General features: G+C 40.6%; 13 protein-coding genes. 8 read left to right on the forward strand and 5 right to left on the reverse strand.

Translation table 11 applies throughout. The annotated features are described in order from the left end of the window. From HMPREF9074_RS07210 to HMPREF9074_RS07230, 5 genes are all read right to left on the reverse strand, one after another. Positions 1-3678: glycoside hydrolase family 2 TIM barrel-domain containing protein (locus HMPREF9074_RS07210; protein WP_084063427.1), on the reverse strand; the 3678-nt coding region annotated here is incomplete at its 3' end. A 184-nt stretch (positions 3679-3862) separates the two neighbouring features. Next, complete coding sequence (locus HMPREF9074_RS07215) at positions 3863-4099, reverse strand: F0F1 ATP synthase subunit delta/epsilon (protein ID WP_009390080.1); 237 nt, start codon at positions 4097-4099, stop codon at positions 3863-3865. Positions 4100-4188: 89 nt separating this feature from the next. Then, complete coding sequence (locus HMPREF9074_RS12145) at positions 4189-4356, reverse strand: hypothetical protein (protein WP_155846668.1); 168 nt, start codon at positions 4354-4356, stop codon at positions 4189-4191. 135 nt (positions 4357-4491) lie between these two features. Further along, positions 4492-6000: a F0F1 ATP synthase subunit beta gene (gene atpD, locus HMPREF9074_RS07225; RefSeq protein WP_009390086.1), complete on the reverse strand. Its 1509-nt coding sequence runs from the start codon at positions 5998-6000 to the stop codon at positions 4492-4494. 191 nt (positions 6001-6191) lie between these two features. Further along, positions 6192-7724, reverse strand: a complete 1533-nt coding sequence (locus HMPREF9074_RS07230) for a thiol-activated cytolysin family protein (protein ID WP_009390087.1) — start codon at positions 7722-7724, stop codon at positions 6192-6194. Between the two features lie 429 nt (positions 7725-8153). Between HMPREF9074_RS07230 and HMPREF9074_RS07235 the strand changes: the two genes are divergently transcribed. From HMPREF9074_RS07235 to HMPREF9074_RS07270, 8 genes are all read left to right on the forward strand, one after another. Further along, the gene (locus HMPREF9074_RS07235; protein ID WP_009390090.1) at positions 8154-9716 is read left to right on the forward strand and encodes a hypothetical protein; all 1563 of its coding nucleotides are present in this window, start codon (positions 8154-8156) and stop codon (positions 9714-9716) included. Further along, positions 9713-10309 carry a hypothetical protein gene (locus HMPREF9074_RS07240; RefSeq protein WP_009390092.1) on the forward strand — a complete coding sequence of 199 codons (597 nt, stop codon included), beginning with the start codon at positions 9713-9715 and terminating at the stop codon, positions 10307-10309. The genes HMPREF9074_RS07235 and HMPREF9074_RS07240 overlap by 4 nt, the downstream gene beginning before the upstream one ends. A gap of 177 nt (positions 10310-10486) precedes the next feature. Continuing rightward, positions 10487-10966, forward strand: coding sequence for a regulatory protein RecX (locus HMPREF9074_RS07245; protein ID WP_009390094.1), 480 nt, complete (start codon positions 10487-10489; stop codon positions 10964-10966). Beyond that, positions 10956-12620 (forward strand): DUF6909 family protein, encoded by a 1665-nt coding sequence (locus HMPREF9074_RS07250; RefSeq protein WP_009390096.1) that lies wholly within the window; start codon positions 10956-10958, stop codon positions 12618-12620. The genes HMPREF9074_RS07245 and HMPREF9074_RS07250 overlap by 11 nt, the downstream gene beginning before the upstream one ends. An 80-nt stretch (positions 12621-12700) precedes the next feature. Further along, positions 12701-12940, forward strand: a complete 240-nt coding sequence (locus HMPREF9074_RS07255; protein WP_009390103.1) for a hypothetical protein — start codon at positions 12701-12703, stop codon at positions 12938-12940. Beyond that, on the forward strand, positions 12930-13220 hold the full coding sequence (locus tag HMPREF9074_RS07260; protein WP_009390105.1) for a type II toxin-antitoxin system RelE/ParE family toxin: 291 nt from the start codon (positions 12930-12932) through the stop codon (positions 13218-13220). Before HMPREF9074_RS07255 ends, HMPREF9074_RS07260 begins: the two co-directional genes overlap by 11 nt. A gap of 39 nt (positions 13221-13259) precedes the next feature. Continuing rightward, on the forward strand, positions 13260-13778 hold the full coding sequence (locus tag HMPREF9074_RS07265; RefSeq protein ID WP_009390107.1) for a class I SAM-dependent methyltransferase: 519 nt from the start codon (positions 13260-13262) through the stop codon (positions 13776-13778). Positions 13779-13815: 37 nt separating this feature from the next. Further along, positions 13816-14892, forward strand: a 1077-nt coding sequence (locus tag HMPREF9074_RS07270) for a peptidase associated/transthyretin-like domain-containing protein (RefSeq protein WP_034540132.1), incomplete at its 3' end; no start/stop codon positions are given.

The following is a 14892-nucleotide window of genomic DNA, read 5'->3' on the forward strand; positions in this document are numbered from 1 at the left end:
ATGCACTTCTTTCCACGTTTTAGCGTCATCGCTTACTGATATGCTGAAGTCTTTCACATCACCATTACCTGCTTCGTCTGTGCGAGGTAGGTAGCTAATACCTTTGAAAGATACTTCTTTGCTAAGGTCGAAATCTACCCAGTGAGGGTGCTTAGCTACGGTTACCGAGTAAGCAGAGTGCCATATTGTATTAGGGTTGCCATCTACTAAGTGAGTAGCATTGCCTGCCCCTACTTCTTCACTGCTGGCAAAGATAACTTTCATCGGTATAGTACTGCGGTTGATAAGCCCTGGGGCAAACGCAGGAGCTTCAGTGCTAGCGCTTACATTAGCGGCTTGAGTTAGTTTTTCTTGTGCCGGACGAATGATAAAGCCAAAACGGTGTTGAGTAGCCATTACGCGGTCTCTTTGTAGAGGGGTAGGGCCACAGCTATTACCGCCTACTCCTGTAGTAGCTATATTTAGCTGTAGATAGGTAGCCGAAGGATTTGGCAACTCAAAAGGGTGCCCCGCGAGGGTCATTTCTTGGGCAGTGTAAGGCAGTGCGGCTACGTCCATTGGCTGTGTGCCTACGAATATAGCACCAGCGCCACGCATATTGGTTAGGGCTGCCCAGCGGCTATCTTGGTGGTGACCCACATCTTGCGGTTTAGGGAAGTTCCCTGCTTCTTTCAGTACATCGCTTTCGTAGATACCCAAAAAGGCACCTGATTTGCGGTCAGGATAGTTGTCTTGTTTGCCTCTGCCGTAGTAAGTAAAACGGAAGTAAGTTTTAGGCATTGTCACAAGATAACCTAACTGCGGAAGATTTACAAAATCATCATTGCTGCCGATGCTCGCTTGTACTTCTATAGACCCGTCAGGATATACAGTAAATACTTGGTTAGTAACGAAGCGGAAGTCAGCATCGGTAAAGGCGCGGTCAGTAAGTTCTACTATCTTGTTGCGTCCGCTGGCGGTGCCGCCTTCTATTTTCGCTGCATTAGGCGCTTGCGATTGTACCGTGAAGCTGTAGCTGTAGCTGCCATCAGCATTAGCTTTTACACTCTTAGCCAACGCTTTGTGCTGTAGGTTGTGTAGCCCTTTGGCAAACCATTGTTGGTATGCCCAGCGGTCATTGTTAGTAAAGGCACGGAAAGCGTTAAGAGCCAAACCACTGTTTTCTATGATGGTGTTATTGCCGTATCTGAGGGTTTCAATAGTACCTTTGTCAAAGTCAAACATCACGCTGAAGTCCTTGCCTACTATCATTTTTTGGTCAGGCGATAACTCTAATGCATTACCTTCAGCTACAGTTGCGATAGCTGGTTTTTGTCCTGCTTCTTGTATTACAAACTGTTCACGTGCTTGCACAAAACCTTGTTTAGCCCAAGGTTTATCAGCAGCTTGTCTAAACTCTATTACCACTATGTATTCGCTTTTGCTATCCATACGTTTAGGCGCAATGGTAATAGTGCCTTTTAATTGTGGTTTTAGTGGCGATACATCAAAAGAGCGTTCTTCTACTAACTCGCCATTGCGGTAGAGTTTCCATACCCCTTCATAGCCTTCCATAGGTTCAAAATAACTCTTATTGGTGATTTGGAAAGTATCAAACGACAGTTTCTTCACTTTTATATTCTGATATACCTTTTGCACTTCGTAGTACTGAGGTTTCACAGTGCGGTCGGCAAAGATAATACCATTCATTACGAATTGTCCATCGTTAGGGAAGTCCCCAAAATCTCCTCCATAGGCAGCATAAGGCTTGCCGTCAGGGGTGTAGTTAGTTAGCGCTTGGTCTACCCAGTCCCAGATAGCCCCTCCGCAGATGTAGTTGCTGCTTTCTATTGCCTCCCAGTAGTCAGCGAGGTTACCCACAGCATTCCCCATAGAGTGTGCGTATTCTGATATGTGGAACGGATATTTAATATCGTATTTACCTGTTGCAGCGCCTTTTACCCACGCTACCGATGGGTATTGGTTAGAGCCCATATCTACGATGTCGTTGTTGCGCTCGTATTGCACTGGGCGACTGGTGTCTAAGGTTTTTAGGTGATTGTAAGCAGTTACGAAGTTCTGTCCTGGTCCTGCCTCGTTTCCTAACGACCATATTACGATAGAAGGCGAGTTATAAGCGGCTTCTACCATCTCTACCACTCGTGCGGTATGGGCTTTTTCCCATTCTTTAGGGTGCGAAAGCGATTCTTTGCCGTAGTAATATTCGTGCGATTCTATATTAGCTTCATCTTCTAAATAGATGCCGTATTTGTCGCTAAGGTAAAACCAGTAAGGGTCAGGAGGATAGTGAGAGCAACGCACATGGTTGATGTTAGCGCGTTTCATTAGCATTACTTCCTCTTCCATTTGTGCGTGGGTTACTACGTGTCCTTGTTCAGGGTGTGTTTCGTGGCGGTTTACCCCTTTTAGTTTGATAGGTTTGCCATTCACATAGAAATATCTGCCGGCATTGCCAAAACTGTCGTCTTCGGCTTTAGTTTCTTTTATCTCTACTTTTCTAAAACCGAAATAGGTAGAGGCAGCTTCTATCACTTTGCCTTTTTTATCTACCAATTGGGCAACAAGCACATAGCGGTTAGGAGCTTCAGCCGACCACATATCGGGCTGCTTCACATCAATAGCCGCACTTACTTTTTCTATAGCGTTAGGAGCAACCGCCTGCACTTCAGTAGTGGCTTGTAGGGCATCTACTTTCTGAGCATCGTCTTTGTAAAGTATATTTTTGTACACGGCATACTGTAGGCGATAGTCCTTAGCCTCTTTTTTGCCGAGGTTGCGCACTTCGGCAGTTACTTTTAGCTGCCAATCGCTTAGGTTGTCAGTGTCGGTCAGTACATTTAGGTTGCGTATTTGCACTTTTGGGGTAGAGCGCAGTGCTACCGTTCTGAAGATACCAGGCAGGCGGAACATATCTTGCGACTCTAAGAAAGAACCGTCAGAGTTGCGATATACCTCTACCGCCAATTTATTCTGACCTTTTTTTAGGTATTTGCTTATGTTGAAAGAAGCTGCGTTGCGCGAGTTTTTAGAGAAGCCTACGTATTTACCATTTATCCAGAGGTAGAAGAAAGAATCTACTCCGTCAAAATCGATATACACCTCTCTACCTTTCCATTCGCGAGGCACTTCGAAGTAGCGGATATACGAGCCCACCTCATTGCGGTATTCATAGGTAGTCCACGTTTGCGGAGGGGTACGCATTACTCCTTGTCGCCAGTCGTCTACTTTGCGCTCGTGATAGAAAATCACAGGTTGGTTTACGTAGATAGGCAAACCATATTTCAGTTTACCGTCTTTTTGTATCCCTTGTACGTTCCAGTTCGAGGGTACGGGCGTCATATCCCAGCCAGAGGCGTCGTAGTTGGTTTTGTAGAAGTCTTTGGGGCGCTCATCAGGAGTCTTGCACCAGTGGAAACGCCATTGACCGTTAAGCGACAGCCAATAAGGCGATTTTTCGGGGCGTACTTGGGCAGCCTGCGCTTCATTGTCGAACGAGAAGAAATAAGCGCGTGGATACTCCTTGTTTAGAGCGAGTTCCTCTACTGATTCCCATTCTTTACCAGTAGGGGCATCTTTGTCTCCGTAAGCAAATCCTCCTAACGGATTATGCTGAGCCCACGCACACGGCCAGAGTGCCATCATCAAGCAGGCACTACTCATTTTCAAATAATTTTTCATTCTATTTATGTAATTTATCTTAGGTGTCAGGTCATAGGGCAATTTGCCTCTTCAATTTTCTCGCAAAGGTAAGAATTATTAGCAAATTAGCAAATATCATTCCTTAAAAAAACATTAGTCGCCAGAGGTATCAGCTTCAGCTGTCCTCTGACGACTAATGTTTTTAGGTACTAACCACAAAGCCTTACTCCACAAGTATTACGGCCTTGTTGTTATTAAACTCTATAGTACCGCCAGTAATAGCGATAGACTTCAGTTCTTTTTTACCTTCGTATAGTTTTATTTCGCCCGAAGTAAGTATAGAGATAATAGCGGCGTGGTGGTCTAACAGCTGAAAAGGCGCTTTTGCCCCTGGCACTGTCACCCCTGTTACCTCTCCTTTAAAAAGCAATGCTTCTGGCGTTAAAATTTCTACTGTCATAAAATCTTTTTTTTAATAGGTTGATTTTGCCAATTTGTTAATTATTTCTTATATCTGATATTCGGCTTAATAGCATTTGAGTATTATAACTAAAAGCCATAAGTCTGTCTTATTTCAGCACAAACTTCCTCAAAAGGTATTCCTATTTCAGGAGCTACCTTTATTTCAGCTATTCTTCTATTTATCTCATCGGCATACTCATCAGAGTATAACAAAGCCTCTTCTAAGCCTACCTGTACTTCTTCCAACACTTCCATTATTATTGTTATTATAAGAGTCTGTCGAAAAAGTTTTTCGTGTATATTGACCGTCCCATCTCCCCCTTCGAAGGGGGCAGGGGGGATGTTAATAATCGGCAAATCGACAAATCGACAAATCGGCAAATCGACTAATTAACTCGCTTCTGCCAACATCTTTTCACCAGCTTCAATAACCTCTTCGATAGTACCTTTAAGGTTGAAAGCCGCTTCTGGCAGATGGTCTAATTCGCCGTCTAATATCATATTAAAGCCTCTGATAGTATCTTTGATATCTACATAAGCCCCTGGCAATCCGGTAAATTGTTCTGCTACGTGGAAAGGTTGCGATAAGAAACGCTGTACACGGCGCGCACGAGCCACCGCTACTTTGTCGTCTTCCGATAACTCTTCCATACCGAGGATAGCGATAATATCTTGCAGTTCTTTGTAGCGTTGCAATAACTGTTTTACGCGTTGTGCGCACTCGTAGTGCTCTTTACCCAAAATCTCAGGGGTAAGGATGCGCGAAGTTGAGTCAAGAGGGTCTACCGCAGGATAGATACCCAGCTCTGCAATTTTACGTGACAATACCGTTGTAGCATCGAGGTGCGCAAAGGTAGTAGCAGGCGCAGGGTCGGTAAGGTCGTCCGCAGGCACGTATACCGCTTGTACTGAGGTGATAGAACCGTGTTTAGTAGAGGTAATACGCTCTTGCATAGCCCCCATCTCGGTAGCCAGCGTAGGTTGGTAACCCACTGCCGAAGGCATACGCCCTAATAGCGCAGATACCTCCGAACCCGCTTGGGTGAAACGGAAAATGTTATCAACGAAGAAAAGAACGTCTTTTCCTTGTCCTTCGCCAGCCCCATCGCGGAAGTACTCAGCTACAGTAAGACCCGAAAGTGCCACACGCGCACGCGCCCCTGGTGGCTCGTTCATCTGTCCGAACACAAAGGTAGCTTTCGATTCTTTCAGCGCATTTTTGTCTACTTTGCTCAAGTCCCAACCGCCTTTTTCCATTGATTCCATAAAGGCATCGCCGTATTTGATAATGCCCGATTCAAGCATCTCGCGCAGTAGGTCATTCCCTTCGCGGGTGCGTTCGCCTACCCCAGCGAATACCGAAAGACCACCGTGTCCTTTAGCGATGTTGTTGATAAGCTCTTGTATAAGAACCGTTTTGCCCACACCGGCACCACCGAACAAACCGATTTTACCCCCTTTGGCGTAAGGTTCGATAAGGTCGATTACTTTAATACCGGTGAAGAGCACTTCGGTAGTAGTCGATAAATCTTCAAATTTAGGAGCCGGACGGTGAATAGGCAGACCGTTATCGCCTTCTTTAGGCAGGTTGCCAAGTCCGTCAACCCCATCGCCGATTACGTTGAAGAGCCTACCGTATATATCGTGCCCTACCGGCATTTTTATAGGGCTACCCGTAGCGATTACTTCAGTATCGCGACTAAGCCCTTCGGTAGAGTCCATCGAGATAGCTCTTACCACGTCTTCGCCTATGTGCGATTGCACTTCTAAGATAAGTTTAGTGCCGTCAGGCCTTACAATTTCCAATGAGTCATAGATGCGAGGCAACTCTTTATCAGAGGCAAATTGCACATCTACTACCGGCCCAATTACTTGGGATACTTTACCTTTTTGTAACATATTTTAGTGTTTAGGTGTTAGTTGTTAGGTTTGCTATGTTAAAACCCAAACCTAATTACCGCGCAAATGTAGGGACTTTTTTTGAAAAAGCAAAATTTAATTTTAAAAAAAATGCACCAAACGGAGCTTACTCTTTTTTTCGAGTAAGCCCCGTTTTCAAAAATCGATGAAGAAAACAAAAAAAGAATGCACTATTCTCTTAGTTTCTGGTTGTGAATACCAATAGTAAGTATGTTATTATTTTCGTCTTTTAGTTGTAACCCCTCATTTTTATCTAAGTCGTACATATTCGCATTGGCGGGGGTACTTTGGGCGCGCTGTACTAACTCAGCAAAATTATCTATTTTGAACAGAAGGAATTTCCCTTTTTTGGTTTTTATGTTGATATGAATCTTTTCACCTTTTTCAAAAGCTGAAAAATCTTTAGAAAGTTCGCCTCTGTTGAAATATTCTTTATTTGAACTGCCTTGCGAACTGCTTTTAGGGTTGATTCTCTCAATGAGAAGATAGTCAGCTTCAATTTTATCACCAGTACCATTCTTTAGTTTATCCTCTCTTATCACCAGTTTGAAATCTAACTTTTTGTGGTCTATATTGCCACTGTCGTTTTTGAGGTATTTAGAATAGATAACGGTCTTAAAAGTTTCGTTGCTGCCCAATTCTCTTAGGCGGTACGAAAGTGGTACCCCGAGATTGTCTTTGTTAAAGGTAGCACCGTCTTCTATGAAAGCACGTACCGATGCAATATCGCCTATCGTCTTGCCCGCAAGTTTGGCATTACCTCCTAATACACGTCCTGAAATTTTAGAACTCTTGCTCAGTTGTTTATAAGCTGTTTCTGCTTCAGCACCCACTTTACCACTGAGGATAGAGGCGTTTAGCTTAGCTTCAAAATCTGCTTTGCTAAGGTCAGACTCTATACCTAATAGGTAAACGCGCCCGTATTTTATAGACGATACATAAACAGGCTTTTCAGCGCCAAATTGCGTTTTATAGTCGAAATCATCGCTAAAGAAATCCGATGCTTTCTGAGGGATATCAAGGTCTACCGTATAGAACTCTTGTTCTATTTTTACGATATATCTCGTTTTTTGCTTTTCGTAGCTGAAGTTCACACTGCCTTTTACAGTATTAATAGCCCCATTGTAGCTTGCTCCTAAAGCGAGTTTAAGGTGTTGTTCATCGTGCACCTCGTAGCTACTATAGGTAATATTAGCCGGCGGAGGGTTAAAAGAGCGATTCAGCAACTCGCTAATACCCGTACGGACAGTAGAAAGTGAAGGCTTTTCAATCGTGATGCTAGGTTTGCTACCCGTAAGCGAAACCGAAATGGTAATAGGTTTGCGAGGGGCAGCAATAGGTTTGTAAGAACCATCTACAGCACTTTGGGCTTTCACTAAGGCACCAGGGTAAAACACCTCGTCATTTTCAGTGTAAAGCAACTGGTTGTCGTACTCTTTGGCTTGCTCGTAATAGTTATAAGCAGAGGTGAATTGAGCACCGTCTAAGAAAGAAGCTGCACGACTGGTAGCATTTTTAGCGGGTCTTTCAGCAAAAGGGGACATCTGTTTAACTGAAGGCAGCTGTGCTACGTAGTTGTTAAGTTGGGTAGCGTTTAAAGGGCTACGTTGTGGGTCGGAGTCGTCTTTTTTACAAGCGACAAGAGTAATTGCTGCAAAAAGCAATAAAGAGCTTTTTAAGAAAGTAAAATTTTGTAATTTCATATAATATATTTTTATAAATTTTTCAATTATAACAATATATTAAGCTTCTTTTTTCATTATTACTCTTAAAAAAACAAAAATCGTGCCATAAAGGAGTGCTTTATTTTTATTATCTATGTTTAGAAACAGAAAATTTTTCTGTCCTTACTTACCCTATACAAACAATATAGGAATGATATAGGAACGATATAGGAAGGTCGAAATATTGCTAAAGATTAAATATCTACTGTACCTCCCAATTTCAGAAAAATATACTATTTTACTCTCTACCTCCATCCGTCCCACCTGTCCCACCTGTCCCACCTGTCCCACCTGTCCCACCTGTCCCACCTGTCCCACCCGTCCCACTAATCCAGCAGCTTGCTACCAAATTTGTGTATTTCCAAATTACTTATTATCTTTGCCCCCTAATTTATAAATACTAGTTTAATGAAAAAAAGATTTTTAATTGGGCTGTTAACAGTTCCCTCTTTCTTTGTAAGTTGTAACAAAGAAGAAAACTCTATTATTAACACACAGAAAGAGTCACAACCTATAGTAACAGATGGTGTGGTCGCGGGACGTTATCATTTTTCTTCTATAGAAAGCTTAACCAAAATGATGACTACATTAGGTAAAAATAGTCATCTTTTAGATAGGAAAATAGAAGAACTTTATCAGGAGGGATTTCGTCCTAAATACCCTGTTGGAGATATTGATAATGACCCTAAGCTTACTTCTTTTTATGCAAGCAGGATGCCCTTAGGAGATGATTTAGATGATGGAGTAGCAGAAGAGGCTGAGGCAGAAAATGATTTGGTAAGCGATCCTATTCTATCTACATTTCTTAATGAGAACAACGAACTTGTAGTAAGAGATACTTTATATAAATTTACTAAAAAAGGAGTGTTTTCTTCTCATTTAAAAGATACTTTAAAATTAGTTTCCTATTTAAAAAGTATTGAGCAAGAAAAAATTTCAGAAGAAGAAGTGTGGCGTTTGCGTGAAACTGAGTTTGGGAAACGTAGAATGGTAGAAGGGGTATATCGTTTTATAGCACCAATTTCAGAATTAGAAAAAAATAATTTAGAAAAAGAAAAGAAGAAAGCTGTAAGTAGAACTTCTGAGGCTGATTTGCAATTAATTATCAATAATTTGCCACAAACTGAAGGAGATAAAAATTGGTTTCTTCATAGAATTACAGGGCAAAGTATCGTTGCAGAGGCTTATTTTGATAGGAGACATCGGGTAAAAGTTGAATTTTTTAATCAAGATTATGGTTTTTACAAATCTACAGGAATTTCAGTAAGAAACCAAACAAGACGCTTTAGAATATGGTGGGCATCAAAAGCTAATGAAATAGCTTTAGGGATGAATTATATTTATGTAAAGTATGTAATGCCTACGGCTACAATGAAAGAGTTAAAAGCTCCTGGAAGACCAGAAGATATTATGTATGTACATAATGCACAGATACGATATTATAATACACCAGTCCCTTTAGTTAAGACAAATATTGATATACGTGAAATACCAGTCCCTTTTATAAGAATAGAAAATAGAGAAATATTAAATATTCATATTCCAGCTCTTATTAAGCCATTAGTAAATAACCAAGATTATCAACTTTATACAGATGATATATTATCAAAATCTAATATTCTTAAACTATATGAAATGGGAGCAAATATTTTAGGATCAGAAATTAGAAAAGGAAAAGAGTTTGTAGTTACAAGAATTCCTTGGTTTGAGGATACTATAGAAGCTGTTTATTTTTCAGAGCGTTATCATGAAGAAAATGATGCCAATTTGAAGCACTATATAAGTAAAGATTGGGGATTTGTAGCAAGTTTTGGAATGAGTTTTGGGGGAGCAAAAGGATCGGAATGGAAAAGTGCTAAATATAATTTGCAGGCTCCTGATATGAAAAAGGTTTCAGCTATAAAATATGATTTTTATGGCATGGCTCGTGTAGGTGGAGAATGGAAAGGTTTTAGAATGGTTAAGCAATGAGAAAGATAATTTTGTTAGTAGTATTTTTGCTATTTCAAAGAATACAAGCACAAGATTTTTATAATGAAAGGTGGTTTTTTCATTCTGATATAAGTTTGAATATTTCTCCGGAATCAAAATCAATTTATTCTTATGCTACAAATGATTTAGATAAACAAAAAGGTATCTATGGTAAAGATATTAATTTGAAAACTAAACCTATTTATAGTACTGATTTTTCAGTAAATTATATTTTGTCAAAAACTATTTCAGTAGGAGCCCTTACAGGAATTAATCATTTTAGAAATCCAGTAGCTACAGCTCTTAAAGTAGGGGGTGTTGTGAGACTTTTTATGGATAAAGATTCTTATAATACTGATATATTTGGACAACTTTCTGGTTTTATACCCCTTAGTAAAAAGGTAAAAGCTTCATTGGGTGAAGCTAAATTAGGACTTTCTATTCCTATCGCTGAAGAAGATAATTTTGCTGTGGCAGTGCTTCTTCATATTGCTTATGTAACCTATGATGTAGCAGTGCCTATTTTAGGCGATGAAATTCCTGATATAGTAGAGTACCGAAGTGTAGGATTAGGTTTTTCTATTAGGTTTTAGAAATTATAAACATTATTCCTTTTGACTTTCAAAGGGGGCAAAAGTAGAATATGCTAAGGATTTGGCAAAAAATAACAATAAAATTAAGGTTGTTTGCAAACGCGAGCAACCTTTTTTTAATAGGCAAACCACCAAATTTGCGCATCGCCAAATTATTTACTACCTTTGTGCGCTATTATGAACGATTCAGTAAAAACATATACCGTAGAAGAGGCAAAGCGGCGTTTAGAGCGCTACTGCGCATACCAAGAGCGCTCGCATAGGCAAGTGCGCGAGAAGCTCCGCGAGATGCGTATGATTCCGCTGGCTATTGACGAGGTTATCGTGCATCTTATTAAACACGATTTCCTTAACGAAGAGCGGTTTGCTCGCAGCTATGCTCGCGGTAAGTTCCGCCTTAAAAAATGGGGGCGCGACCGCATCACTCGCTCGCTTTACGCTATGGGGCTTACCGACTACCTTATAGAAGCTGGCTTAGAAGAAATTGATGAAGATGAATACCAAGAAGTATTCGATACTGTAGCCGAAAAGAAATTTGCCTCGATAAAAGACACAAACCCTTATAAAGCAAAAGCAAAATTAGCTAATTATCTGCTGTATCGCGGTTTCGAACCCGACTTAGTATACAGCAAAATAGACGAATTATATGAAGAGTAGAGCACAAGAATCAACTAACGCTATTGAGCGTATGTACGTTACTATGCGTCACCTATTCACCCGAGGTTTCTACAAACCTATGGGCGTATCGGGCGAGGCATTGCGCGAATCATTATTGGTATTGCGCCCCGAAATATACGGCTCTATAGCCGAAAGCAAAACCGAACTCAACGGACTTATTTACGTACTCGACCGCCTGCCCGAGGGCATCGAGCAGTGTTTGTATATCAACCTTATAGCCGATGAGGGTTATCGCAAATCGCACTTCAAACCTATCATTCCGCCCAAGCGCCGCCGCAACTGCTATCGTATAGACGACCAGCAGATGAATATCGAAATCACCCGCGGGCGTTCTGATATTTATGATGTGCTTACACACCTAACGTTTCTGTTTATAGAGTCGCATAAAATAGCCGACCGTATTTTGTTAGACGATAATAAGATTTCTCACGATTGGGAAAAAGTAACCGCGGCGGTTAATAAACCCAAACTGACGCTTGCCGAGCGCGAAGCCTGCTTTATACACATAGGCAATCTGTTGGGGCGTACTTTTGAAGAGGTACTCGAGGCACACAATGCCCTTTCTACAGTAGCACAACCCAATCGGTTTATACATATTATCTATTGGTTGGGCAAAATAGCGGTCAATGAACGCCTTAACGACGAGCGTCGCACCATCACCTTTAGTACCGTTTTGCGCGAGCGCATTGGTCACCACCTCCACGGCGAGATTTGGGCAGAACACCTCAAACACCTTCTTCTCAAACGCGGATTGCTGCACCGACCTATACATATTATAAGTGCCAATATGCACAGCGTGATGAACAGTCTATTTGCCCAAAAAGCGATAGGGACAGAGACACAGGCAGACAGCCAAATGGCGCTATTCGAGTCGCTCAGCAAGCACGAGAACGAAGAGCTTAGACAGAAAGTGAAAAACTATGCCCACTCGCACGGTATGATTTCGGTAGACGATGCTTCAGGCACGAATATCGATGTGCAGCTGTTCGATACTGCCAAGATAGACTTTACAGGTACTCCTTATGATTTAAGTCACCTAAAGGAAGAAGAAAAACCAGTGCTCTTAGTAATGGACTATGCTTTTGGCGAACAAGCCTACGAAACGATAGACGAACTTTTGAAGCCTTACCACAAGGGCGGGGACACTCACTTTTTAGATGTAGTATCCGTATCGATTATGGGCAAAGCAGGTATTTTAGAGGGCGACAAAGGCGATATAATGATACCTACATCGCATATTTTCGAGGGTACAGCCGACAATTATCCTTTCAACAATGAGTTTTCTAAAGCCGATTTTGAAGGACACGGACTAAAAGTATTCGAGGGCTCTATGATTACTGTATTAGGTACCTCGTTGCAGAACAAAGATATACTGAAGTTTTTCTTACATTCTACGTGGAAAGCTGTAGGATTAGAGATGGAGGGCGTGCATTACCAGAAAGCGATACAGTCGGCCTCAAAGATACGCAAGAGCATACGCGAAGACGTAAAAGTGCGTTATGCGTACTATGCCTCTGATAACCCCCTCGAAACTGGTAGCACCCTTGCCTCAGGCGGTTTGGGCACCATCGGAGTAAAACCCACCTACCTTATAACCCTTAAGATATTAGAGCAAATTTTTTCTAAAAGCTAATAACAAATAGGTGTTTTTTATTAGCAAATTGGTGAATTAACAAATAAGTTTGTATCTTTGCCGTAAAAATAATAAGAATTATGTATGCAAATGCCATTCCTTTAAGAGAAAAGTTAGATTTTCAGCAATACCAAAAGGCTGTAAAAGCTCTGTTGAATATAGGTATACAGATAGCAGAGCCAGAAGAAGATGATTTTTATTATGAACTATCATCTGAAGAGGTAGAGAGATTGAGAAAATCTGAACAACAAATAAAAGAGGGGAAAACTATAAGCAGTGACCAACTGTTTAAGAGATTAAGAGCTAAATATGCAAATTAGATGGACAGAAGAGGCGTCTGATAGCATAGAGCAGACCCTCGATTATTGGTATAGAAATAATGGAACTTTCACTTATTCAGAAAAAATTCTCAATGAAACTGAAAAAGTAGAAAAAGAGATACTTAGCAATCCTTACAGCAAGCAGTATAGTGATATATTAGATTTGTATAGAAAAATCTTTTTCAAAGGTAAATTCTCTATTTATTACAAAATAGATGAAGCTGAAGAAATTATTTGGATAATAGACTTCAGAAGCAATAAACAGAGACCTTTATTCTAATTATGTTTAGCTTTTTGCCTCTATTAATCAAGGTTAAGAATGTACAAAAAACTTCCTAAAAAGCGTTACGAGCGTACCCTTGCCATACTCAAAAAGTACGCTCCACAGGGGGCTACTATCTTAGATGTAGGAGTGGTAAACCCTTTTAGCGAACTGATGCAAGCTGAGGGCTACACGGTGCGCAACACTCAGGGCGAGGACTTGGACTTTCAAGCCGAGTGCCTGCAGTCGCTCCCTGCCGATTTTGCTACGGCACTCGAAATTCTCGAGCATTTAGTCAATCCGTTAGCGGTACTACAGCAATTGCCTACCGATAAGCTATTAGTTACCGTGCCTTTGCGCTTGTGGTTTGCCCGTGCTTACCGCAATACTAACGACCCTCGCGACTGCCATTACCACGAGTTTGAGGACTGGCAGTTAGATATGTTGTTAGAAAAGGCTGGTTGGCACATCGTATATCGCGAAAAATGGACGCATCCTGTCAGCAAATGGGGTATACGCCCATTATTGCGCCTATTTACCCCTCGCTATTACGCTGTCTATGCCGTTAGGGGTTAGTTGAATGCATTAGACAATTTAAATTGAAAATATAGCTATGGAAAGAAATATAATCGCAGTCATTATCTATATAGCCCTAATACCATTATCTTTCTCTCAAAATACTATCTCTAAATACCTTGTAGATAAAGATACTAAGGCACCTCTACAGTCTGCTACTATCCATAATGTTAATGATTACACCATTACTAATGCTGATGGGTACTTTGTGTTCTATTCTACTAATGACAGCATTACTATAAAAATGTTAGGCTATGAAACACTCAAAACTACTTTTAAAGCCCTTAGCCACACTAAAGACACCTTGTATTTTACCCCTAAACCCTTTCAGTTAGATGAGGTAACTCTTTCTAACAAAAATATTCTTCAAGAAGCCTATAATCGTGCCTCCACCAATTATCCTATGGAGCCTTTTGCAGAAGATTTCTTTTTGCGTTGTGTACTTAAGCGCAATGGCGAACTCGTAAAAATAGAAGATTTTAGTGGGCGTATCAAACGCGATAAATTATTGGGTATTAAGAAGGATTTTACCTTTCAGTTGCTTAATATGCGTAAGTTCGGTATAGAAAAGAAAGGAATGCGAGCAGATGATTTTGATTTGCCTTCTTTAGATGACGTATTTCAATGGTGGAGTAATATTTTGTTTCTAAACCCAAACGAATACCGCTTTTCACACTCCAAAATAATAGATGAAGACCATCAGCAGGTAAATTACACTCCTGAAAATGAAGAAAATTATAGAAAAGGAATAGGTCATTTCCTTGTCAATACCGATGATTACGCTATTAAAGAACGAATTCATAAAATTAATCCTAAAATAGTTAGCAAAATACCCTACACTAAAAAACTATTTACTAAGTACAGAACTTCTGACTATTTTTATAAAGATAAATGTGAAAAAGATGTTGAAAAAGGCAAATACTTTATAGCTACTGCTATATATACTGAAAAAGTAGAAGTATATGCAGGAGAAGAACGAATAGTATATGAGGTAAGTTTCGAGCTTATTGTTACCCATCCTTTCTCTGATATCAACACTTTTAAACCCAATGTAAATGGTAAAAAAGAATTGTTTAAATTAGAGATACCTTATAACAAAGAGTTTTGGGAAACC

This window comes from Capnocytophaga sp. oral taxon 329 str. F0087 (assembly GCF_000213295.2).
GTDB classification, from domain to species: domain Bacteria; phylum Bacteroidota; class Bacteroidia; order Flavobacteriales; family Flavobacteriaceae; genus Capnocytophaga; species Capnocytophaga leadbetteri_A.